The following is a 21,670-nucleotide window of genomic DNA, read 5'->3' as shown; positions in this document are numbered from 1 at the left end:
ATCGGAATATGACTGTGATTTTTGTTGAGAATTTGAATAAGAAGTTCGGGCCGAACCACGTGCTCAGAGGCGTTGACTGCCATATCCGTGAGCGCGAGGTGGTGTGCGTCATCGGTCCGTCGGGTTCGGGCAAGAGCACGTTCCTGCGGTGCATGAACGGCCTGGAGTCGATCACGTCCGGCAGCATCGTGATCAACAAGCACAGGTTGGATGATTCCAAAACGAACATCAACCTGGTCCGCCAGGAAGCGGGCATGGTCTTCCAGCATTTCAACCTGTTTCCGCACCTGAAGGTCATCGACAACGTCATGCTGGCCCCGTTGAAGGTGGCCAAGGTCAACAAGGACGAAGCCCGTGCCAAGGCCGAGATGCTGCTGGCAAAGGTGGGCCTGGCGGAAAAGATGGACGCCTTCCCCGGGAGCCTGTCCGGCGGCCAGATGCAGCGCGTCGCCATTGCGCGCGCGCTTGCCATGGGCCCGAAAATCATGCTCTTTGACGAGCCCACCTCCGCCCTGGATCCCGAAATCGTGGGTGAAGTGCTGACGGTCATGAAGGACCTCGCCAACGAAGGCATGACCATGGTGGTGGTTACCCACGAAATGGGCTTCGCCCGGGAAGTGGCCGACAGGGTGCTCTTCATGGACCAGGGGCTGATCGTCGAGGAAGGCTCGCCCGATGACATCTTTTCCTCACCGCGGAACGCCAGAACCCAGGCGTTTCTCAGCAAGGTTCTCTAGCGGGACATCAGGAGAGCGGACGACGGCGGGACCTCCCGCCGTCGTCCGCTTCCCTGTCGCATCCGGAGGGCGGCTGAGCGTCCGCCTACGGTTCAGAAGGCGTCGGCCTCCGCGTTGAGGTCCCGGCCCAGCGTCTCCGGGGCGAAGAACCCCGCCGCCCAGCCAATCGCTGCGTAGCTCATCAGGATGGCGGCGACCGGGACCCAGCCCGGACCTGTCGCCGCGACGACTGCGGCGGCCAGGATGGGTCCGAGGCCGCCGGAAAGCACGGCGCCGACCTCCTTAACCGTGGTCATAAAGGAGAAGCGGCGTTTGGACCCGAACATCTCCACCAACCAGGTGGATTCCACGCCATACATGTTCGGGAGCGGACCGCCGACGTAGACAACGAATACGAGGGCCACAAGCACAGGGTCCCTGGTCTCAATCATCAGCATCGCGGGGATGGTGAAGGCGAACTGGAATCCGGACAGCCAGAGCCAAACCCGCCGCCGGCCGAACCGGTCGGTGAGCTTGCCGGTCAGCAGAACTGTGATGATGCCAAGGATCGAGCCCAGTGTCACGCCGGTCGTGACAAGGTTTGCGTCCATTTTCACCACAGACACGGTCCAGCCAATAAGGAAACCCTTGACGAGGTAAACCGAGCCGTTCTCGCCAAGCTTGATACCCAGCGAGACGAGAAACGACTTCCTGGCGTCCGCCACGTCACGCCAGACGCTCTGCTGCCTCGCCTCGGCGCGCGCCGCCGCGCGCCGCGCTTTGATCGTCTCGAAGACCGGCGATTCGCTGACCGTGCGCCGCAGGTACAGCGCCACCAGGGTGGTAACCACGCTCAGGAGGAAGGGTATCCGCCACCCCCACGCAAGGAACTCCTCTTTCGGCATCTGCGAGAGCAGCAGCCACAGCCCGCTGGCGAGCAGCACGCCGGTCGCCGTCCCCAATGCCACCACCGCGCCGTAGAACCCGCGCCGGTCAACCGGGGCGGATTCCACCAGCAGCAGCGAGGCCCCGGACAGTTCGGCGCCCGCGCCGAAGCCCTGGATGAGCCGCAGGAGCACCAAGAGGATCGGAGCGATGACGCCGATTTGGGCGAATGTGGGCAGGAGCCCCATCCCAAGCGTGGCGATTCCCATCATGCCGACGGTGACGACCAGAACCGTCTTGCGGCCGTATTTGTCCCCGATATAGCCGAAGTAGATCCCGCCCAGCGGCCGGACGAGGAACCCTGAACCATAGGCCGCGAAGCTCGCCAGCAGTGCCATTGCCGGGTCCGTGTTGGGGAAGAACAGCGGCCCGAACACCAGCGCGGCGGCCAGTGTGTAAAGCGTGAAGTCCATGTATTCCAGGGCAGACCCCAGCCAGGACGAGATGGAGGTGCGGCGCAATTCGGCCGGCGATACCACCGGGTGGGGCGCGGCGCCATGAGGTGCCGCACTGGCGTATTTCAGGTCGAGGTTTTCATTGACCACGGAGTTTCTCCCTTGTAAAGAGCCTGCAGCCAGGCTCGGCCGTAACGTCGTCGTTCGGATGGTGGTGCGAGGTTGTGGCGGAGTCCGTTCAGCTCCGAAGGAGGGAGACGGTCTCCGCGGTGCAGGCCGGCTTTTCGGAGCCGTCAAGCTCGATCAGGTGCCGGAACTGCAGCTGCTTTCCGTTGGCCGTGTCGGTTACCGAGGTCAGGGTCAGCCGGTCCCTGATTCGCGAGGCCACCCTGGCCGGCGCCGGGAACCTGACCTTGTTCAAACCGTAGTTGATGGTCATCACCGCCCCCTGCACCCGGTAGATCTGGGCCGCCAGGTAAGGCAGCATTGACAGGCTGAGGTAGCCGTGGGCCACCGTGGTGCCGAATGGTCCGACGGCGGCCCGCTCCGGATCGGTGTGGATCCATTGCTGGTCAAGGGTCGCATCCGCGAAGGCCTGGATCTGGCTTTGGTCCAGGGTGTGCCAGCCGCTCACCCCGATCTCCTGTCCCGTCATGCCTGCCAGCTCGGTTACGTTCTCGAACAGTCTCATCTAAACCCTTTCCAGCAGCATGGCAACGCCCTGGCCCAGGCCCACGCACATTGTGGCCAGGCCGCGTGCCGCGTTTTCCCGTTCCATCCGGCCCAGCAGCGTAACGACAATCCGGGAGCCCGAGGAGCCCAGCGGATGCCCGAGGGAAATCGCGCCGCCGTCGTTGTTGACTGTGCCGGCGTCCATGCCGAGCAGCCGCATGCAGGCCAGCGACTGCGCCGCGAAGGCCTCGTTGAGCTCGATGGCGCCCACGTCATCCAAGCTCCAGCTCGCCTTGGCCAGCGCCTTCCGCGTTGCCGGGACCGGGCCGATCCCCATTACTTCCGGGGCGACGCCGGCGGCCTGGCTGGCCACAATGCGCGCCCGCGGCTTCAGGCCATAACGCGCCACGGCCTCTCCGCTGGCCACCACCACCGCCGAGGCACCGTCGTTGAGGGAACTTGAGTTGCCCGCAGTGACCACCCCGCCTGGCTTCACAATAGGCCGCAGACCGGCCAGCGCCTCGGCGGTTGACCCGCGCCGCGGGCCTTCGTCGGTGTCGACGAGCGTGTTTTCACCGCGGCGACCGGCGACCGGGACCGGGACGATTTCATCCCGGAAGCGGCCCGCATCGATCGCCGCCAAGGCCAGTTCGTGGGAGCGCACCGCGAAACTGTCGGCATCAGCGCGGGAGATCCCCTCCCGCCCGGCCACTTCTTCGGCGGTTTCGGGCATCGAGAACCCAGCGCCGGCTCTCATCCGAGGGTTCACGAACCGGGCACCGATCGACGTGTCCGCCAGCTCCCCCGGCTTGGCGAAGGGCTTCTCCGGCTTGGCCAGCACCCACGGCGCGCGGGTCATGGACTCAACGCCGCCGGCCACCACAAGGTGGGCGTCGCCGTTCCGCACGGACTGCGCGGCCATACTGATGGCGGTCAGGCCGGAGGCGCAGAGACGGTTGACCGTGACTGCGGGGACGGCGTCGGGCACCTCGGCAAGCAGCATCGCCATCCGGGCCACGTTCCGGTTGTCCTCCCCTGCCTGGTTCACGCAGCCCAGGATCACCTCGTCTAGGGCGGCGGGATCGACTCCGGCCCGGGCCACCGCGGCCTTTAGCACAAGGGCGGCGAGGTCGTCGGGGCGGACCGTGGCGAGCGCACCTCCGTAGCGGCCCACCGGGGTGCGCACCCCGCCCACCAGGAAAGCCTCGGGCATCAGCGCGCCCCGCCGTTGATGTAGAGCGTCTGGCCGGAGATGTAGGAGGAGTCATCGCTGGCGAAGAAGGCCACCGCGGCGGCCACTTCCTCGGGTTGCCCCACCCGGCCCAGCGGAGTGCGGGCGGCCGCTGCCTCCTGGTGTTCGGCCGGGCTGCTGCCCACGCGCTCGGCCGTCGCTGCCGTCATCGAAGTGGCAATATAGCCCGGGGCCACAGCGTTGACCGTGATGTTGAACGGGCCCAGTTCGATGGCGAGGGTCGCCGTCAGCCCTTGGATTCCAGCCTTCGCGGCGGCATAGTTTGCCTGGCCGCGGTTTCCCAGCGCGCTGCGGCTGCTCAGCGAGACAATCTTCCCGTATTTCGCCGGAACCATGTACCGCTGGGCGGCGCGGGAGCAAAGATAGGCGCTTGTGAGGTTGGTGGTCAGGACCGCGTCCCAGTCCGGCCGTCCCATTTTGAAAAACATGTTGTCGCGGGTGATGCCCGCATTGTTGACCAGGATGTCCAGCTGGCCGAATTCCCGGTGGATGTCGTCGAAGACCCTGTCCACGGCTGCCTCATCCGTGACGTCGCAGGTTGCTGCAACGGCCCGGCCGCCGGCCGCGAGCACCTGCGGGTGGTCCGAGATCCGCTGGGCGCTGTCCTTGGCGGCGTCTTCGTTGAGGTCCAGGACGACGACGGTGGCACCTCCGGCGGCCAGCTTCAGCGCAGTGGCGGCGCCTATCCCCTGCGCGCCGCCGGTGACTGCAGCCACCCGGTTGGTGAAATTGCTCATGGTTTTCCCTTTGTTTGCGTGGAGCTCATTGGTTCGTGTGCGGCGCCGGCGGCGCCGGATCTAGCTGAAGGCGGAGATGCCGGTGATCTCGCGGCCGACCAACAGGGACTGGATGGAGTCGGTGCCCTCGTAGGTGGAGACGACTTCCATATCGGTCATGTGCCGGGCGACGTGGTTTTCCAAGAGCACGCCGTTGCCGCCGAGCATGTCCCGTGCCTCGGAACAAATCCATCGGGCCTTCCGGGCTGTGTGCATTTTTGCCAGCGATGCCATGGGGCCGGTCATCCGGCCGTCCTCGGCCAGCACGGCAAGCCGGAAGCAGACCAGTTGCATGGCCGTCAGCTCGGCGAGCATGTTGGCCAGCTTGTTCTGCACGAGCTGGAAGCTGCCGATCGGTTTGCCGAACTGCTGCCGAGTCTTGGCGTAGTCGACCGCGATCTCATACGCCGCCGTGGCGTGGCCGAGCGATTCCCAGGAGGCTCCGCTGCGGGTGGAGGTGAGGACGCGGGTGACGTCCTTGAACGAGTGGCAGCCGGTGAGGCGGTTGCCTGCCGGAACCCTGAGGTTGTCCAGGGTGATGTCCGGCTGGAGGATCGCCCGTTTGCCGATCTTGCCGGTGATGACGTCGGTGGTGTACCCGTCGGGGTAGCTGCCGTCGTCGTTGCGCTCCATCACAAAGGCTTTGACCTTGGCGTCCTCTTCGTCGCGGGCGAAAATGATGACGACGTCGGCCATGCTGGCGTTGCCGATCCACCGCTTCCGGCCATTGAGGATGTAGCTGTCGCCTTCCCGCCGGGCGCTGGTCTCCAGGGCCACCGAGTCCGAGCCGTGATCCGGCTCGGTCAGGGCGAAGGCGCCGATTTTGTCCAGGGTGGCCATCGATGGAAGCCAGCGTTCCTTTTGCTCATCGCTGCCAAGCATGTTGATGGTTCCCATCGCCAGGCCCGACTGGACGCCGAGGAACGTGTTGACCGAACCGTCGCCACGGGAGATTTCCGCCGCGACAATCCCGGCAGCGCGGCGGCTCAGCCCGGGGCAGCCGTATCCGCTGATGGTGGTTCCCACGATGCCGAGGGCCGCGAGTTTCGGGATCAGTTCAAAGGGAAACTCGGCGCGTTCCCAGTAGTTGTTGATAACGGGCAGCAGATCCTTGTCCACGAAGTTCCGGACCCTCAGCCGCAGCGCCCGGTCCTCTGCGGTGAGGAGGTCGTCCAACAGGTAAAAGTCGGTGCCGTGTTCGGCCGTTTCAGGTGTCATTGGGCTAGCTCCAGGGGTATGCGGTGGGGAATCTGTGGTTCACGGGCTTCCGTGCGTGCCGGCGGGTGCTGGAACCGGGCGAGCCAGTGCCGCTCGTGCTCTGCCAGGGAGCGGGCCTTGCCGGTTTCGGGCCAGGTCGAGACGAGCACTGTCCGGCCTTCGACGGCCAGTGCTCCGTTCTGGGCGCCGCTGAATTCGAGGGTGAAGGAACTTGTGCCGATCCTGCTGACCGCAAGTTCAATGTCGAGGTCGTCCCCGTGGTGTACCGGACGCCGGTAATTCAGCTCGAGGGCGGCCACGACGGTGGGGGTGGCCCCGGCCTGGTGGTTTTCGGGCATCTCGGCCCGCCACTTGATCCTCGATTCCTCCAGCAGCGTGACGACGGCGGCGTGATTGACGTGTCCGTTGAGGTCCTGGTCAGACCACCGCGGAGAGATGCGGGTCCGGTACGGTTCAGGCATGGGTCAGCGCTTTCTGGTGCGACAGCCAGCGGCGGACCAGTTCGGAGCTTTCATTGAGCTCCGGCGGCGCGAGCGAGTAGTCCACGGGGGTCCGGGAGTACTCAACGGGATGCCGGACCGTTGGAATCTTCCGCGTCCCGCTGCCTGCCAGCACCACGGGCTGCAGCCCCAACTGTTCGGCGAAATCAACCCCGCCCCGCACATCCTGGATGGGGGCACACGGCAGCCCCGCCGCAGTCAGCTCACTGAACCATTGGGCGGCGGACTGAGTGGCCAGGCGGGTGTGGAGGATCTCGCGCAACTCGTCCCGGTTCGCGTTGCGCTGCCTGGTCTTGGCGAACTTCGGGTCCAGGGCGATCCCGGGGATTCCGAGTGCCGCGCACAGCCGGACGAACTGGGCATCATTGCCGGTCGCGACAATGAGCATGCCGTCGCCCGTCTGCATCGGCGCGTACGGGTACATGCTGGGATGCTCGTTCCCCATCCGGGTTGGTACCACGCCGCCGGTCACGTACGCCGCGGACTGGTTCACCATACCGGACAACGCCGAGGTCAGGAGGTTCAACTCAACCAACTGGCCTTCGCCGGTCTGGTTTTTATGGTGGAGGGCCCCGAGGACGCCGATGGCCGCGTGCAGGCCCGTAATGACGTCAAAGAGCGCTATGCCGGCCCGGTAGGGCTGCGTGTCCTGGTCCCCTGTCAGGCTCATCATCCCCGAGGCGGCCTGCACGAGCAGGTCATAGCCTGGGATGTGCGCACCACCACCGGTACCGAACCCTGTGATGGAGGCGTAGATGATGTCCGGGTTCAGCTCGGCAACGGAAGCGTAGTCCAGGCCAAGCCGCGCCATGCTGCCGGGCTTGAAATTCTCGATCAGGACGTCCGCGGAACGGATCAGCGAATGCGCCACGTCCAGGTCCTGCGGGTCTTTGAGATCCAACGCGATGGAATGCTTGTTGCGGTTCACTGCAAGGAAGAACGTGGCCTCACCGTCCCGCACGGGGGGCATATAGGTGCGGGTGTCGTCGCCGTCGGGGCCCTCTACTTTGATTACTGTGGCGCCCATGTCAGCCAAGAGCATCGTGGCATAGGGGCCGGCAAGCACGCGGCTGAAATCCGCTATGACGACGCCGGCGAGGGGACCGGTACCTTCCCGGCCCAGGACGTCAGCACCCCGCCGGTCTCCGGATCCGGCGGTGCGGTTCTGTCCGTCAGCCGCCGGCTCACTGCGTTGTGCCATTTTGCTCCTCCAATGTGTGGTCTGCATCACTAACCCTCACAAGGGGACAGCTTCGCGTCCAATACTCATCCGGTACCGGACTGATACCCGGGCCGGTTTCGCCGCGTTGGGTATCTTGGGCCTATGAAGAATGACGCTAGCCCGAGTGGGAGCTGACGGGCTTGGAAATCCAACAGATCCGGGCCTTCCTGGCCGTGGCCGAGGAACTGCACTTCGGCAGGGCCGCACTCCGGCTCCACATGGCACAACCGCCCCTGAGCCGATCCATCCAGAGACTGGAGCATGAACTGCATGCACAGCTCTTCATCCGAGGCACACGCAGCGTGCAGCTGACGGCTGAGGGGGAGGCGCTGCTTGCTCCGGCGCGGGACATTCTGGAAGCCTGCCGCCGCTCGAGCCTCGCCGTCGCCTCGGCGGGCCGCGGCGAAACCGGGCGCGTGCGGGTTGCTTTCGCGGGCATGTCCTCGCATGTGATGATAGGCAGGCTCGCCAAGCGCGTCCGGGAGACCCACCCCGGAATCGATTTCGAGCTGTCCAGCTCCAACTTTGCCCTGCCGGCCATGGACAAGGTCCTGAGCGGCGCCATGGAAGTGGGTCTGGGCCGCTGGAATTTCATCCCCGCGGTCCTGGACTCCCGGGTTGTGGCGATGGAACGGCTGGTGGTTGCCCTTCACGAGAGCCATCCCCTGAGTGGTCAGGGCAGCGTGTGGATGTCCGAGCTTGCGGATCAGCCGTTCGTCACCCTGCCGGAGCATCCGGGAGCGATCCTCCACGACCATCTCCGGCGACTTTCCAGCGCGGCTGGCTTCGCGGCCGAGATCATCCAGGTGGCCCCGGATTCCATGACGCTCATGGCTCTCGTGGCGGCCGAAATCGGTGTCGCCCTGACGGTCTCCTCCGTCCCGGATAACTTCAGCCACCCCGGTATCACCTTCGTGCCGCTGGCGGACCCTGTCGATGTCATCGAGTTGCGGCTGGTCTGGCGGAAGGACAACGCCAGCCCGGCGTTGCGGGAGGTCCTGCGGATTTCGGAAGACGTACTGCCGTCCCCGGGTTTGGCGGTTCCCTGATACGCCTGTGACATCGCAGGGTGTCGATCTTGGTATTGGATCTGGCGCGATCCGGCTGGCACAGTGGTCGGATACCACCGGCATTCAAGCCGGGAACATGACGATCCAGCCACATGACATCCCAGGAGAACAAGCCGTGACAGTAGCCACACCCGACCTGGTCCTTGACGACGTGCTCAACCTGGACAGCCTGCTGAGCACGGATGAGCTGCAGCTGCGAAACACTGTCCGGGAGTTTGTGAACGAACGTATCCGACCCAACATCGCAGGCTGGTACGAGGACGCCCACTTCCCCTTGGAACTCGTGGCGGAACTCGGAAAGCTCGGAGTCCTCGGGATGCACCTGAAGGGCTACGGCTGTCCAGGCCGCAGCGCCGTCGAATACGGTCTGGCAGCCATGGAACTGGAAGCGGGGGATTCCGGGCTCCGGACCTTCGTCAGCGTCCAAGGATCGCTGGCCATGAGCGCCATCCACAAGTGGGGGTCCGAAGAACAGAAAATAGAACACCTCCCGGCGATGGCACGGGGAGAAATGATCGGCTGCTTCGGGCTGACCGAGCCTACCGCCGGTTCAGACCCGTCCAGCATGGCCACCTTCGCGGAGCCTGACGGTAATGGCGGATGGGTCATCAACGGCGCAAAACGCTGGATCGGGCTTGCCTCCGTGGCCCAGATCGCGGTCATCTGGGCCGCCACGCGCGACGGCGTCCGCGGCTTCATCGTGCCCACGGACACACCCGGTTTCACCGCGACACCGATCGGCTCAAAGCTGTCCATGCGTGCCTCAATCCAGTGCGACGTCAGCCTGGACGACGTCCGGCTGCCGGCTACGGCGTTGCTCCCCGGCGCCCGCGGACTCGGCGGACCGTTCGCCTGCCTCAACGAAGCCCGCTATGGAATCGTGTGGGGCGCAATGGGCGCGGCCAGGGACTCCTACGAAGCCGCGCTCGCGTATTCCGGCGAGCGGCAGCAGTTCGGCAAACCCCTCGCCGGTTACCAGCTGACACAGGAGAAACTTGTTAACATGCTGCTGGAAATCCAGAAGGGCACCCTCCTGGCGCTCCACATCGGGCGTCTGAAAGATGCGGGGACGCTGGATCCGGCACAGATCTCCGTGGGGAAGCTCAACAACGTCCGCGAGGCTATCGCCATCTGCCGCGAGGCCCGCACCATTCTTGGCGGCAACGGCATCACTTTGGATTATTCGCCGATGCGCCACGCCAACAACCTCGAATCCGTGCGCACCTACGAGGGCACGGACGAGGTCCATACCCTCATCCTGGGCCAGCGCATCACGGGAATCTCCGCGTTCCGTCAGGGATAACGTTGAGCTGGTCCGGCGGACTACGTTGCCCCGAACGGCCGACTATAATTCAAGTATGTGAACAAGAGGCGCATGCAGGTAACACTCCGGACCACCATTACGGAAGAGCAAACATGACGGACGACCGCGGCAACCCTACTGTCAAATCAGCGGACCGTGCGCTGACTGTGGTGGAGTTCGTAGCGGGAAAGGGCTCCGCCAGCTTTACCGAAATCCTTGAGGGGCTAGGCCTTCCGCGTTCGAGCGCCCACGGGCTGCTCAATACGCTGTGCGCTGCCGGCTGGTTGGACCACAACAGCGCGAACAAGCAGTACTCACTGGGGCTCCGGGCATGGCAGGTAGGGCAGCTCTACACCGGGCACCAGACGTTGGCCAACGTGGCCAAACCCGTCATGGACCGCCTCTCCGCCTCTCTCGGCGAGACCGTTCAGCTTGCCCTCCTGGACGGCGTCGAAAACGTCTACATCGCCATCAGCCAGGCACCCGGAGGCATGCGCCTGGGCTCCTCCGTGGGCATGCGGCTGCTTGCCCATGCCACTGGCATCGGCAAAGCCCTGCTCAGCATGCTTGAGCCCGACGAGTCGCGCAGGCGCCTGGAATCAGTGGCGCTTCCGAGGCTCACCGAGAAGACGGTGACTGAGGTCGAGGACCTCACGGCGCTCGTCGCCGCAGCGAAGACGAACGGATTTGCCCTCGACGATGAGGAATACCTTGACGGCTGCCGCTGCGTTGCAGTTCCCCTGACCAGTAAGTCCGGCGGGGGGATGTACGCCGCCCTCTCCGTGACGATGCCCACTGCAAGGACCGACGCCGAGTGGCCCGGCAGCATCCTGAGGCCGCTGGTGGCCGCCTCCCAGGAAATCCGCGCCCTCCTGGGGGTCAGGGAACCGGACGTGATGATCCCCGCGGACAGTTCCTATGCCGCCGATCGGGACAGTTCGAAGCGCACTGCGTAGCACTCAAATTCTTGCTTGCACCCTCCTGTGAGCTGTGCCATACTCATTTCGTTCACATCCGTGAACAGCAATTCATAATCATGAACTCGATGAGGAGTTAGTGTGTCACTTCCAAGGACAGCTCCCACCAGCGAAGCGCTGGCGCCGATCGTCAGGCGTGTAACCCGCAGGCTCATTCCCGTACTCCTGCTGATGTACATCCTGGCCTTCCTGGACCGCGCCAACCTGGGATTCGCCAAGGCCGCCTTCCAGGCGGATACCGGCCTCTCCGATGCAGCCTATGCACTCGGGGCGGGCATCTTCTTCCTTGGCTACGCGGCCTTGGAAGTTCCCAGCAACATCCTCATGCGCAAACTCGGCGCCAAAATCTGGCTGGCCCGGATCATGATCAGCTGGGGCATCGTCTCGGCACTGATGATGTTTGCCCAGACCGAGTGGGCGTTCTACGTTCTCCGCGTGCTCCTCGGAATCACCGAAGCCGGATTCTTCCCCGGCGTCATCCTCTACCTGACCTACTGGATCCCCACCCAGTTCAGGGGCCGCGTCAACGGTCTGTTCTACTTCGGCGCGCCCCTGGCGTTCATCTTCGGCGGTCCGCTCTCCGGCATGCTTCTCGACCTTGACGGCCTGGGTGGGCTGCAGGGGTGGCAACTCATGTTCATCGTCACCGGCGCACTGACCGTGGCCGTCGGAATCTGGGCCTTCTCCTACCTCGACAACGGACCCGCCGACGCCAAGTGGCTGAACGAAAGCGAGCGCGCCACCCTGACCGCCGCACTCGATGCGGAAGACCAGGTCAAGGCCGACCACTCCCCGAAGGGCGCCCTTCGCGCCTTGGCGAATCCGAAAGTCCTCTACTTCTGCGTTATTTACTTCACCATCCAGATGAGCGTCTACGGCGTCACGTTCTACCTGCCCACCCAGATCGCCAAACTGGTAGGCGCGAAGGTGGGCCTCGGCGTCGGGCTGATGACGGCTGTTCCCTGGGGAATCGCGATGCTTGCCACGTTCCTGCTGAGCCGGCTCGCAGACAAGACCGGCAAACGCCGGCTGGTGGCCACAGCATCACTGACTGCGGCAGCACTCGGCATTCTTGGCTCCGCACTGACGGACAACCCGGTCATGGGACTGGCGGCGCTCTCCCTCGGCGCGGCCGGCTTCATCTCCGTGCAGCCTGTGTTCTGGACGCTTCCCACCGGCATGCTGGTGGGCGCCGCCGCCGCGGGCGGAATCGCGCTCATCAACTCCATCGGAAGCCTCGGCGGGTTTGTCGCACCCATTGCCAAGACCTGGGCGGAGGCCTCCTTCGGCCCCAACGCGGGGCTTTTCCTCCTGGCCTTCACGGCACTCCTGGGAGCAGTCCTGCTGTTCAACAGCCACCGGATCAGCAAGATCGCCGACAGCAATCCACTGACCCAGCCCATCGCCGAAAAGGTGCACTAATGCGAGTACTTGAACTGAAAAACTTCCGGCAGCTGGTGTTGGCGGACCGCAACGAACCGGCCGTCGGCCCGGGCGAGGTGCTCATCGACGTCGTCGCCACCGGCATCTGCGGATCGGACATCCACGGATACACGGGGGAAAACGGACGCCGCGTGCCGGGACAGGTTATGGGCCACGAAACAGTGGGCCGCATTGCCTCCCTCGAAACCGGGACGGACAGCTTCGGCTTCACCGTCGGGCAGCCGGTGACCTTTAACCCGCTCATCAGCTGCAACTCCTGCGAAGCATGCGACGCCGGGCAGCAACAGCACTGCCCGGAGCGCACCGTCATCGGCGTGAACCCCGCGATCGTGTCCGCCTTTGCCGAACAGGTTGCGGTTCCCGCGGAGAATGTCGTGGCGCTGTCCCCCCGCACGCCCATTGTTTACGGGGCCCTGATCGAGCCTCTGGCAGTGGCCTTCCACGCTGTCCGCCGCGCCAGGGTCCAGCCTGGCCAGAAAGTCCTGGTGATCGGCGGCGGCCCCATCGGCCAGTCCGTCATCCTCGCGGCACTCCAGGAAGGCGCGGCGCAGGTCCTCGTATCCGAAATGGACCCCGCCCGGCGGGCGCTCTGCGAGCGCCTGGGCGCCACAGCCCTCGACCCCGCCGCAGGCCAGCTGGATGAGCAGGTCAGGAAACACTTTGGCCGGCTGGCCGATACAACAGTGGATGCCGTCGGCATCAAACCCACGATGGCCAGTGCCCTCGACGCCACCAAGTTCGGCGGCATCGTCTCGCTGGTCGGCATGGGCTCGCCCGAGCTGGCCTTCAGTGCCTACCGTGTGTCAACGGAGGAACGGGAAATCGTGGGCAGCTTCTGCTACAACAACCAGGACTTCCGCGATGCAGCCGCCTGGGTGGACCAGGGCTCCACGGTACTGGCGGAACTGATCAGCCGTGAGGTCTCAATGGAGGACGCCGACGCCGCGTTCGCCGGGCTCGCGGCAGCCGACGGCACAGCCGGCAAAGTACTGATCCGCCTCGATTCAGCAAGGAACAGCCAATGAGCATCGAAAACCGCATCCGCCACGTCCGCGCCTACACGCTGCGCGGAGGCGGAGCCGACTACCACGACCAGGATGCCGGGCACTGGATCGATGACCACATCGCCACGCCCATGTCCGTCTATCCGGAGTACCGGCAGTCCCGCCAGAGCTTCGGGCTGAACGTCCTGGGCACGCTCGTCGTCGAGATCGAGGCCGACGACGGCACCGTAGGCTTCGCCGTCACCACGGCAGGCGAACTCGGCGCCTTCATCGTGGAGAAGCACCTCGCCCGGTTTGTCGAAGGCGCCCGCGTCACGGACATCGAAAAAATCTGGGACCAGATGTACAAGTCCACACTCTTCTACGGCCGCAAGGGCGTGGTGCTCAACGCCATCAGCGCAGTGGACCTGGCGCTCTATGACCTCCTCGGGAAGATCCGTCAGGAGCCCGTCTATGCCCTGCTTGGCGGCCCGGTCAGGGATGAGCTGACGATGTACGCAACAGGCGCCCGGCCCGACGTCGCCAAGAAGCTCGGCTTCATCGGCGGAAAGATGCCGCTGCACCACGGGCCTGCCGAGGGTGAGGAGGGGCTGCGCAAGAACCTGGAGATGATCCGGGACATGCGGGAGAAGGTGGGTGACGATTTCTGGCTCATGCTCGATTGCTGGATGTCGCTTGACCTCGAATACGCCACCCGGCTGGCGCACGGCGCGGCGGAGTACAACCTCAAATGGATTGAAGAGGCACTCCCTCCGGATGACTACTGGGGCTACGCCAAGCTCAAGAAGCAGGTCCCGCCGAAGATGCTGGTGACCACCGGCGAGCATGAGGCGACCCGCTGGGGCTTCAAGCTGCTGCTGGACATGGAGTGCGCGGATATCCTCCAGCCCGACGTCGGCTGGTGCGGCGGCATCACTGAGCTGACCAAGATCTCAGCGATGGCCGACGCAGCAGGGGCACTGGTGATCCCGCACGGATCGTCCGTGTACTCGTACCATTTCGTTGTCACCCGGACCAACAGCCCGTTCGCCGAGTTCCTCATGATGCACCCAACGGCTGAAGAAGTGGTGCCCATGTTCTCGCCGATGTTGCTCGGCGAGCCGGTACCGGTGAACGGCAAACTGAAGGTCCCGGAGACGCCGGGCTTCGGCGTCGAGCTGAATCCCGCGCTGGAGAAGCTTCGGCCCTACACGCACTGAACCGCCATACCCCGACAGTCATTACAAGAATTTTGCGAACAGGAACACACTCAATGGAAATCATGCGCCTCGGCGAACCCGGCCAGGAAATCCCGGTAGCCACGCAGGACGGAAAATACTTCGACCTGCGCTCCATCACCGCGGACATAGACGGCGAATTCCTCGGCGGCGGAGGCATCGCCAAAGCCCGGGCCGCCATCGCATCCGGCCTCCCCGAACTCGTCGGCGCGGCGTCGCTCCGCGTCGGCGCGCCGGTCGCCAAGCCCGGTGCCGTGCTGTGCATCGGCCAGAACTACGCCGCGCATGCGGCGGAGTCGGGCGACGCGCCGCCGTCGGTCCCCATCCTGTTCTTCAAGCACCCCAACACCCTGGTGGGCGCGTTTGACCACCTGGTCATCCCCCCGGGAGCAGAAAAGGTGGACTGGGAGGTGGAGCTCGCCGTCGTCATCGGCAAACGGGCCTCGTACCTCGCTTCACCGGAAGAGGCGCTGGACTATGTTGCCGGCTATGCCGTCAGCAATGACGTCTCCGAACGCGCCTACCAGGTGGAGCACTCGGGCGGCCAGTGGTCAAAGGGCAAATGCTGCGCCACGTTCAACCCTTTGGGCCCCTCGCTGGTCCCGGCCGAGGAAGTGGGAGATCCGCAGCAGCTGCGCCTGCGCTCAGCCGTCAACGGCGAGACCAGGCAGGATTCCACGACGGCAGACATGATCTTCTCCGTGGCGCACATCGTCTGGCATCTTTCCCAGTACCTGGTCCTGGATCCGGGCGACATCATCAACACCGGAACCCCGCAGGGTGTGGCGCTGTCCGGCAAGTTCCCCTACCTGCGCGAAGGGGACACGATGGAAATCTCCATCGAGAAGCTGGGCAGGCAGGAGCAGAAGCTGGTCAGCCACCAGCGGTAGCGGCTGAGGCGCGACGACCGGAGCGGACGACGGCGGGTGGGTTCCCGCCGTCGTCCGCTCCCTGTTGAAGCCGCTCGAGTCAGTTCTTTGCGACGTCCAACTCAATCACGGCCCAGGACAGCGCCGGGAGCGTTGCCCGGAGCTCCGAGCCTGTCGCCTTCGCCCCTTCCAAGGGCTTAAGCCCCACCTGGTCCGGCCGGCTTTGGGTGTTGACGGTGAAACGGTCCCCGCCGTCGGGAATTTCCAGGACCTCCGCGCGGAGCACCTGGCGGGCATCAAACCCGCGCAATGAGACTTCGATGTCCGCCGCTTCCTCAAGGCCGCGGTTTGCCAGGAAGAGCGCCACGCGGCCCGTCTCCTCGTTCCATGTGGCACTGACATCCACGAGGTCGGTGTCGCCGAAGCGGGCGTTCTCATACTTGTCCGAGTCGACGGACAGGCGCAGGATCTGGCCCTTGGCCAGCTCAGCCATGCGGGCGAACGGGTGGAAGATCGTCTGCCGCCATGCGGGACCGTTTTCCTCGCTGAGGATCGGCGCGATGACGTTGACCAGCTGCGCCTGGTTGGCGATCTTGACCCGGTCGCCGTGGCGGAGCAGCGAGTTCAGCAGGGTTCCCACCACCACGGCGTCCGTCACGTTGTACTTGTCCTCGATGACGCGCGGATGCTCGCGCCAGCCGGCCTTGGCGACGTTGTGCGGCTGGTCCTCGGTGTCCAGGCCGCGCTGGTACCAGACGTTCCATTCGTCGAAGGAAAGGTTGATGTGCTTCTTGTGCTTTCCCTTCGCCCGGACGGCGTCGGCGGTGGCGATGACTGATTCGATGAAGTAGTCGGTGTCCACGGCGCTGGCCAGGAAGCTGCCCACGTCGCCGTCGTGTTCCTGGTAGTAGGCGTGGAGGGAGACGTAGTCCACCTCCTCGTAGGTGTGGGTCAGGACAGTCTGTTCCCAGGCGCCGAAGGTGGGCATGCCCGAGTTGGAGCTTCCGCAGGCCACAAGCTCGATGTCCGGGTCCACGAAGCGCATGGCCTTGGCGGCTTCCTGCGCCAGGCGGCCGTATTCCTCGGCGGTCTTGTGGCCGATCTGCCACGGCCCGTCCATCTCGTTGCCCAGACACCAGAGCTTGATGTTGAACGGATCCTTGTGGCCGTTCTTGGCGCGGAGATCGGACCAGTAGCTGCCGCCGGGGTGGTTGGCGTATTCCACGATCTCGCGGGCCGCGTCCACTCCCCTGGTGCCCAGGTTGATGGCTTCCATGATTTCCGTGCCGGCCAGGCGGGACCAGTCAACGAATTCGTGCAGACCGAACGCGTTGGACTCCACGGTGTGCCAGGCGCCGTCCAGCCGGCGGGGACGGTCCTGCCGAGGGCCGATGCCGTCCTCCCAGTTGTACCCGGAGACGAAGTTGCCGCCGGGATACCGGATGACGGTGGCGCCGAGTTCCTTCACGAGCTTGAGGACGTCACGGCGGAAGCCGTTGTCGTCCGCTTCAGGGTGGCCCGGCTCGTAGATGCCGGTGTAGACGCAGCGGCCCATGTGCTCCACGAAGGAGCCAAAGAGGCGGCGGGGTACTTCGCCGATGGTGAAGTCGCGGTCGAGGGTGATCCGTGCGCGGGACATGTTCAGCACTCCTAGGTTGTTTTTCAGGTCTGTTCGTGGCGTTGGTTGGCAGGCGGAAGGTGCCGGTTCAGGTTCCGGCGAGGCCCGTCGTCGCGACGCCCTTGATGATCTGGCGCTGGAAGAAGAGGAAGACGAGGATGAGCGGCAGCGCCGCGAGCAGGGCGGACGCCATGTTCTGTGCGTACTGGATGCCATAGGCGCTCTTGATGGTCTGCAGGCCCACCGGAAGGGTCAGGAGCGCGCCGTCGTTGGTGGCAATGAAGGGCCACAGGAAGTTGTTCCAGGCGCCGATGAACACGAAGATGGCGACGGCGGCGAGGATGGGCCGGGACAGCGGCAGGATGATTTGGGTGAAGATCCGCATGCGGCTGGCCCCGTCCATCACCGCGGCTTCTTCAAGTTCGCGGGGAATCTGGTCGAAAAACTTCTTGAGTACGAACACCATGGCCGGGTGGATGACCTGCGGCAGGATGATGGCCCACGAGGTGTCGATCATGTGCAGGGCGAGCATCTGGTAGAAGAGCGGGATGATCAGGACCGGCGGAGGGATGATGATGGAGGCGATGATCACCGTCATCAGCACCTTCTTGCCCCTGAAGTCGATCCGGGACAGGGCGTACGCCACCAGTGCCGAGATCACCAGGGTGATGGCCGTGATGGCCGCCGAGGTGTAGAACGAGTTCCACGTCCACAGAGGGATGTTGCCGTCCTGGAAAACCTTCACGAACGCTTCGGCAGTAAAGCCCGACGGCGGCACCCAGGTGATCTTGGGTGCTGCGGCATCCGTTTCGGTCTTGAAAGCCGTGGCGGTTGCCCAGGCGAAAGGGATCAGCCAGAGGACTGCGATCAGCGCGGCGACTACGACGGCGGCGATCTTGCCTGCCGTCATCTTCTTGCGGGGTTGGCGTAGTTCCTGGCTGGTGCTTGTGCTTGACTCGGCGCGGTCGAGGGTCTGAATTGCCATGGTTATGCACTCCTGCGGCGGGTGATGACGAACTGCATGACCGAGACGAGCACAATCAGTCCGAAGAAGATGTAGGAGATGGCTGCGGAATAGCCCAGCCGGTAGCCGGTGAACCCGGTTTCAAAGATGTACTGCACCACGGGGCGGGTTGATCCTGCGGGGCCGCCGGCGGTCATCTGGTACACCTGATCGAAAATCTTGAGCGAGGCCAGGATCTGGAGGAGCACGATCATCACGGTGGTGGGTGTCAGTTGCGGCAGCGTGATGGAGAAGAACTGGCGCCAGGCGCCTGCGCCGTCCAGGGATGCTGCCTCATAGTGCTGTTGCGGGATGTTCTGCATCGCGGCCAGGTACAGCAGGAAGTTGAACCCCACGGTCCACCAGAGCGTGGCGATGACGATGGCCCACATGGCCACGTTGGGGTCGTTCAGCCAGGCGACTTTGGGGATGCCGATCTTGGACAGGGAATCGTTGATGAGGCCAAGCTGCGGGTTGTACATCCACGTGAAGAACAGCGAGACCACGGTGGAGGCGAGCAGGTACGGGGCAAAGTAGGAGAGCCGCCAGAGCCATTGGGCGGGCAATCCGACGTTGAGCAGTGCGGCCATCACCAGGGCAACCAGTACCAGCGGGACCGTGCTGATCACCGTGAAGTACAGGGTGTTGCCGAGTGAGCGCCACATGCCGGCGTCGGCCAGGGCTTCGGCGTAGTTCGCGAAGCCGATCAGGCTGTCGTTGGCTCCCGTGAGGGACTTGCCGGTGAGGCTCATGTAGACGCCGTAAAGAAGGGGCCAGACAAGGAAAACGAGGAAGAAAACCAGGAAGGGCGCGGCGAACCCCCAACCACTGAGGTTGCTCCTGGTGAGGCTCCCGGGGCTCCGCCGGGCTGCTAGTGAAGAACTCATGAAGGACTCCTTTGTCGCTCGGTGCGGTTAGACGGGGTTGGGCCGGGAAAGAAGGTGGTTGGTGCGCTCTTCGAAGGCGTCCCAACCTGCGGCCGCCTTGTCGCGTCCCAGGAGGACGTTCTGGACGTTCTCCGCGAAGAAGGTCTGCCAGTCGGAGCCCGAGCCGCTGAACCAGGATTCGGGATCGTAGGCAATGACGTCTGCTGCATTGGCGTAGTGCGCCTGCGGCATGAGGTCCTTGTAGGCCTGCGACTTCACCACGGGCTGGTAAGCGGGAATGTGGCCCGCCTCCGCCCAGGAGATTGATCCCTTGAGGACGTCGCTGACGAACTTGTAGACGTCGCGGCGCTTCGCTTCGTCCACGTTCAGCTGCCGTGGAAGGACGAAGGAATGCGAGTCTGCGTAGGCGGCCGGGGTGCCGTAGAGCGTGGGAATGGTTGCGGCGTCCACCGGCAGGCCCGCCTTCTTCATCGTGGGCAGTTCCCAGACACCGCTGAACAGCATTCCCGAGCCGCCGCGGGCGAATTCCGCGATGCCTGTGCTGATGTCGCCGCTCTTGGCCGCGATGGTGTCATCAAAAAGCGATGCCATGAATTCCAGTGACTCAATGGCTGCGTCCCGGTCAACCTGCATGGGCTGGCCCGGTGTCAGGGTAATGTCCGCGCCGTGCTGCTTGTAGAGTGTGTAGAAAAGCCGCCACATCTGGGATCCACTGCCAAGGTAGCCAAAGGACAACCCATGGGCCTGGGTGACTTTCTGCATTTCCCTGGCCAGGGCCATGAACTCCTGCGGGGAAGCCACTTCCTGCAGTTGCCCGTTGCCGGCCAGGACGCCGGCCTTGCGGGCAATGTCCGTGTTGTAGAACATGACGAACGGGTGTGAGTCCAGGGCGATGGAGAACACCTTGCCGTTCTGCTGGCTCTTCTCCCAGATCCGCGGTGCGAAGCTTGCGTCCGTCACGCCGTGCTCTGCCAGAAGCGAAAGGTCCCAGGGGTCGATCAGGCCGCCGGGGGCGTAGCCCGGCACCCGGCTGGCGTGCATGATCGCCAGTTCCGGCGGCCGCCCACCTGCCGAGGCCATGGCCAGCTTGGTGTAGTACGGCGGCCCCCAGGCCAGCACGGTGGGATGCACCTTGAAGTCAGGATTGGCCTGGTTGGCGGCGCTGATCATCGCCTGCATTTTGATGCCGTCGCCACCGGAGAGCAAATGCCAGAACCCGATGTCCCGCACGCCGGCAGCCTGGGCATTTCCGCCGCAGCCAGTCAGTGCGCCCGCTGCCAGGACGCTGCCAAGGGCTGCCGTTCCCGTCAATAACTGCCGCCGGGACAACTGCTTCCCGGGCAAAAATTCAAACTGCTTCACCAATCACTCCTTTGGATGGGTCCGCTGAAAGGTTGCTACGTGCTGTTTCAAAACTCCGGTTCCGGCGCGCTTCGCTCCCGGCAGTGCCTCAGAGGAGGTGACGCAGGTCTCACATTACATCGATGTAATAGCAGGCGGCAAGGAAAAATTGTTAGCGTAAACAATTTGGTGGCCTGCTCTCGTTTCAGCCGCGGCTGCTGTCGCGCTCCACAACCGTGTAGTCAATGGAGACCACACGCTGCTCGTGCCCCCTGTCCGCCATCCGCTCCGTCAGGAGGCGCAGGGCTTCGCTGGCAATGGCGCGCTTGTCAAAGGAGACAGTGGTCAACGAGGGCAGGGCATAGCGGCCGTCGGCGATGTCGTCGAAGCCGGCCACCGCAATGTCGTCCGGGATCCGCAGGCCCCGCTTCCAGAGCACGCTCAGGGCGCCGATTGCCATGGAATCCGTGAAGCAGAACAATGCCTCCGGAAGCGGATGTGAGTCCAGGTAGTCGGTCAGTGCATCGGCAGCAGTCTGCGGCGTCCATTTTTCGCAGGGAATCAGCAGCGAGTCGTCCCGGTCAATGCCGAGGATCGCCAGCGCCTCTTCATAGCCCTGCGTTCTCTGGATCGCAGCGGCCGATCCCCGCCCCTGGGTGGTTCCCAGGACGGCAATTCGGCGGCGCCCTGGTTTGGCCAGGGCAAGGGTCATGTCCCGCGCGGCCCCGACACTGTCCACGGACACGCGGTCGGCAAGCTTTTGCTTGACCTCTCCGAGCAGGACCACGGGCGGCAGGGCAACGCCCACCTGGACAGCGCTCTCGTCCAGCACCACGGGGTTCAGGATCAGCCCGTCGATCAGGTTGGAGCGGGCGCGCACCATAAGTTCGTGCTCGCGCTGGGGATCCGAGCCGGTTTCCTCGAGCTGGACGATCCAGCCCTGCTCGTGTGCCACTTCGACAACATGGTGGGCAATTTCTGCCGAGTACGGCGTGCCAAGGTCAGGCAGGGCCAACGCAATCACCCCGGACCTTCCGTTCCGGAGCCCGCGGGCGGAAAGGTTGGGCACGTAGTCCAGTTCGAGAATGGCCTGCTCCACCTTGGACCGGGTGGCCCCGCTCACCGGGACGATCCCGTTCATCACGTTCGAGACAGTCTTGGGTGAAACACCGGCGCGGCGGGCGACATCCTTGACCGTTGCGCGCAATGCTCCCCTTCCAAAACTTTCCGTGCCAGGCCGGC

20 protein-coding genes are annotated in these 21,670 nt (G+C 64.5%); 8 read left to right on the top strand and 12 right to left on the bottom strand.

What is annotated here, in order from left to right; genetic code table 11:
* Nucleotides 1-8: 8 nt before the first annotated feature.
* Entirely contained in the window at nt 9-737 is a 729-nt protein-coding gene (locus tag ACS5PJ_RS05165; protein WP_439433841.1) for an amino acid ABC transporter ATP-binding protein, read from the top strand.
* A gap of 92 nt (nt 738-829) precedes the next feature.
* On the opposite strand, the gene ACS5PJ_RS05160 is transcribed toward ACS5PJ_RS05165, so the two are convergent.
* The 7 genes from ACS5PJ_RS05160 to ACS5PJ_RS05130 all read right to left on the bottom strand — a co-directional run bounded on the left by ACS5PJ_RS05160 (nt 830) and on the right by ACS5PJ_RS05130 (nt 7,675).
* Entirely contained in the window at nt 830-2,206 is a 1,377-nt protein-coding gene (locus tag ACS5PJ_RS05160; protein WP_439433840.1) for an MFS transporter, read from the bottom strand.
* A gap of 88 nt (nt 2,207-2,294) precedes the next feature.
* Nucleotides 2,295-2,747 (bottom strand): MaoC family dehydratase, encoded by a 453-nt coding sequence (locus ACS5PJ_RS05155; RefSeq protein ID WP_439433839.1) that lies wholly within the window; start codon nt 2,745-2,747, stop codon nt 2,295-2,297.
* Nucleotides 2,748-3,941: a thiolase family protein gene (locus tag ACS5PJ_RS05150; protein ID WP_439433838.1), complete on the bottom strand. Its 1,194-nt coding sequence runs from the start codon at nt 3,939-3,941 to the stop codon at nt 2,748-2,750.
* Nucleotides 3,941-4,717 carry a 3-oxoacyl-ACP reductase FabG gene (fabG, locus tag ACS5PJ_RS05145; protein WP_439433837.1) on the bottom strand — a complete coding sequence of 259 codons (777 nt, stop codon included), beginning with the start codon at nt 4,715-4,717 and terminating at the stop codon, nt 3,941-3,943. The genes ACS5PJ_RS05150 and fabG overlap by 1 nt, the downstream gene beginning before the upstream one ends.
* Nucleotides 4,718-4,777: 60 nt before the next feature.
* Nucleotides 4,778-5,974 (bottom strand): acyl-CoA dehydrogenase family protein, encoded by a 1,197-nt coding sequence (locus ACS5PJ_RS05140; RefSeq protein WP_439433836.1) that lies wholly within the window; start codon nt 5,972-5,974, stop codon nt 4,778-4,780.
* Nucleotides 5,971-6,435 (bottom strand): acyl-CoA thioesterase, encoded by a 465-nt coding sequence (locus tag ACS5PJ_RS05135; protein WP_439433835.1) that lies wholly within the window; start codon nt 6,433-6,435, stop codon nt 5,971-5,973. The genes ACS5PJ_RS05140 and ACS5PJ_RS05135 overlap by 4 nt, the downstream gene beginning before the upstream one ends.
* Nucleotides 6,428-7,675, bottom strand: a complete 1,248-nt coding sequence (locus ACS5PJ_RS05130; RefSeq protein WP_439433834.1) for a CaiB/BaiF CoA transferase family protein — start codon at nt 7,673-7,675, stop codon at nt 6,428-6,430. The genes ACS5PJ_RS05135 and ACS5PJ_RS05130 overlap by 8 nt, the downstream gene beginning before the upstream one ends.
* 161 nt (nt 7,676-7,836) lie before the next feature.
* On the opposite strand from ACS5PJ_RS05130, the gene ACS5PJ_RS05125 reads away from it, so the two are divergent.
* The 7 genes from ACS5PJ_RS05125 to ACS5PJ_RS05095 all read left to right on the top strand — a co-directional run bounded on the left by ACS5PJ_RS05125 (nt 7,837) and on the right by ACS5PJ_RS05095 (nt 15,600).
* Nucleotides 7,837-8,745: a LysR substrate-binding domain-containing protein gene (locus ACS5PJ_RS05125; protein ID WP_439433833.1), complete on the top strand. Its 909-nt coding sequence runs from the start codon at nt 7,837-7,839 to the stop codon at nt 8,743-8,745.
* 136 nt (nt 8,746-8,881) lie between these two features.
* A complete protein-coding gene (locus ACS5PJ_RS05120; protein WP_439433832.1) occupies nt 8,882-10,069 on the top strand; it encodes an acyl-CoA dehydrogenase family protein in 1,188 nt (395 codons plus the stop codon).
* Between the two features lie 113 nt (nt 10,070-10,182).
* Nucleotides 10,183-11,025 (top strand): IclR family transcriptional regulator, encoded by an 843-nt coding sequence (locus ACS5PJ_RS05115; protein ID WP_439433831.1) that lies wholly within the window; start codon nt 10,183-10,185, stop codon nt 11,023-11,025.
* Between the two features lie 102 nt (nt 11,026-11,127).
* Nucleotides 11,128-12,468 carry an MFS transporter gene (locus ACS5PJ_RS05110; protein ID WP_439433830.1) on the top strand — a complete coding sequence of 447 codons (1,341 nt, stop codon included), beginning with the start codon at nt 11,128-11,130 and terminating at the stop codon, nt 12,466-12,468.
* Nucleotides 12,468-13,514, top strand: a complete 1,047-nt coding sequence (locus ACS5PJ_RS05105; RefSeq protein ID WP_439433829.1) for a zinc-dependent alcohol dehydrogenase — start codon at nt 12,468-12,470, stop codon at nt 13,512-13,514. Before ACS5PJ_RS05110 ends, ACS5PJ_RS05105 begins: the two co-directional genes overlap by 1 nt.
* A complete protein-coding gene (rhmD, locus tag ACS5PJ_RS05100; RefSeq protein WP_439433828.1) occupies nt 13,511-14,692 on the top strand; it encodes an L-rhamnonate dehydratase in 1,182 nt (393 codons plus the stop codon). Before ACS5PJ_RS05105 ends, rhmD begins: the two co-directional genes overlap by 4 nt.
* A 53-nt stretch (nt 14,693-14,745) precedes the next feature.
* Complete coding sequence (locus tag ACS5PJ_RS05095) at nt 14,746-15,600, top strand: fumarylacetoacetate hydrolase family protein (protein WP_439433827.1); 855 nt, start codon at nt 14,746-14,748, stop codon at nt 15,598-15,600.
* Between the two features lie 79 nt (nt 15,601-15,679).
* Here the strand turns inward: ACS5PJ_RS05095 and arfA are convergent, their stop codons facing one another.
* The 5 genes from arfA to ACS5PJ_RS05070 form a co-directional block, all read right to left on the bottom strand.
* On the bottom strand, nt 15,680-17,218 hold the full coding sequence (arfA, locus tag ACS5PJ_RS05090) for an arabinosylfuranosidase ArfA (protein ID WP_439433826.1): 1,539 nt from the start codon (nt 17,216-17,218) through the stop codon (nt 15,680-15,682).
* Nucleotides 17,219-17,285: 67 nt separating this feature from the next.
* Entirely contained in the window at nt 17,286-18,182 is an 897-nt protein-coding gene (locus ACS5PJ_RS05085) for a carbohydrate ABC transporter permease (protein ID WP_439433825.1), read from the bottom strand.
* A gap of 2 nt (nt 18,183-18,184) precedes the next feature.
* Nucleotides 18,185-19,087, bottom strand: a complete 903-nt coding sequence (locus tag ACS5PJ_RS05080) for a carbohydrate ABC transporter permease (RefSeq protein WP_439433824.1) — start codon at nt 19,085-19,087, stop codon at nt 18,185-18,187.
* A 27-nt stretch (nt 19,088-19,114) separates the two neighbouring features.
* On the bottom strand, nt 19,115-20,449 hold the full coding sequence (locus ACS5PJ_RS05075; protein WP_439433823.1) for an extracellular solute-binding protein: 1,335 nt from the start codon (nt 20,447-20,449) through the stop codon (nt 19,115-19,117).
* A gap of 184 nt (nt 20,450-20,633) precedes the next feature.
* Nucleotides 20,634-21,635: a LacI family DNA-binding transcriptional regulator gene (locus ACS5PJ_RS05070; protein WP_439433822.1), complete on the bottom strand. Its 1,002-nt coding sequence runs from the start codon at nt 21,633-21,635 to the stop codon at nt 20,634-20,636.
* Nucleotides 21,636-21,670: the final 35 nt, after the last annotated feature.

The sequence above is a fragment of the Pseudarthrobacter cremeus genome, assembly GCF_051857465.1.
Taxonomy (GTDB): Bacteria; Actinomycetota; Actinomycetes; order Actinomycetales; family Micrococcaceae; genus Arthrobacter.
The sequence above is the reverse complement of the archived record's forward strand: the minus strand, read 5'-3'. Positions and strand labels throughout refer to the sequence as shown.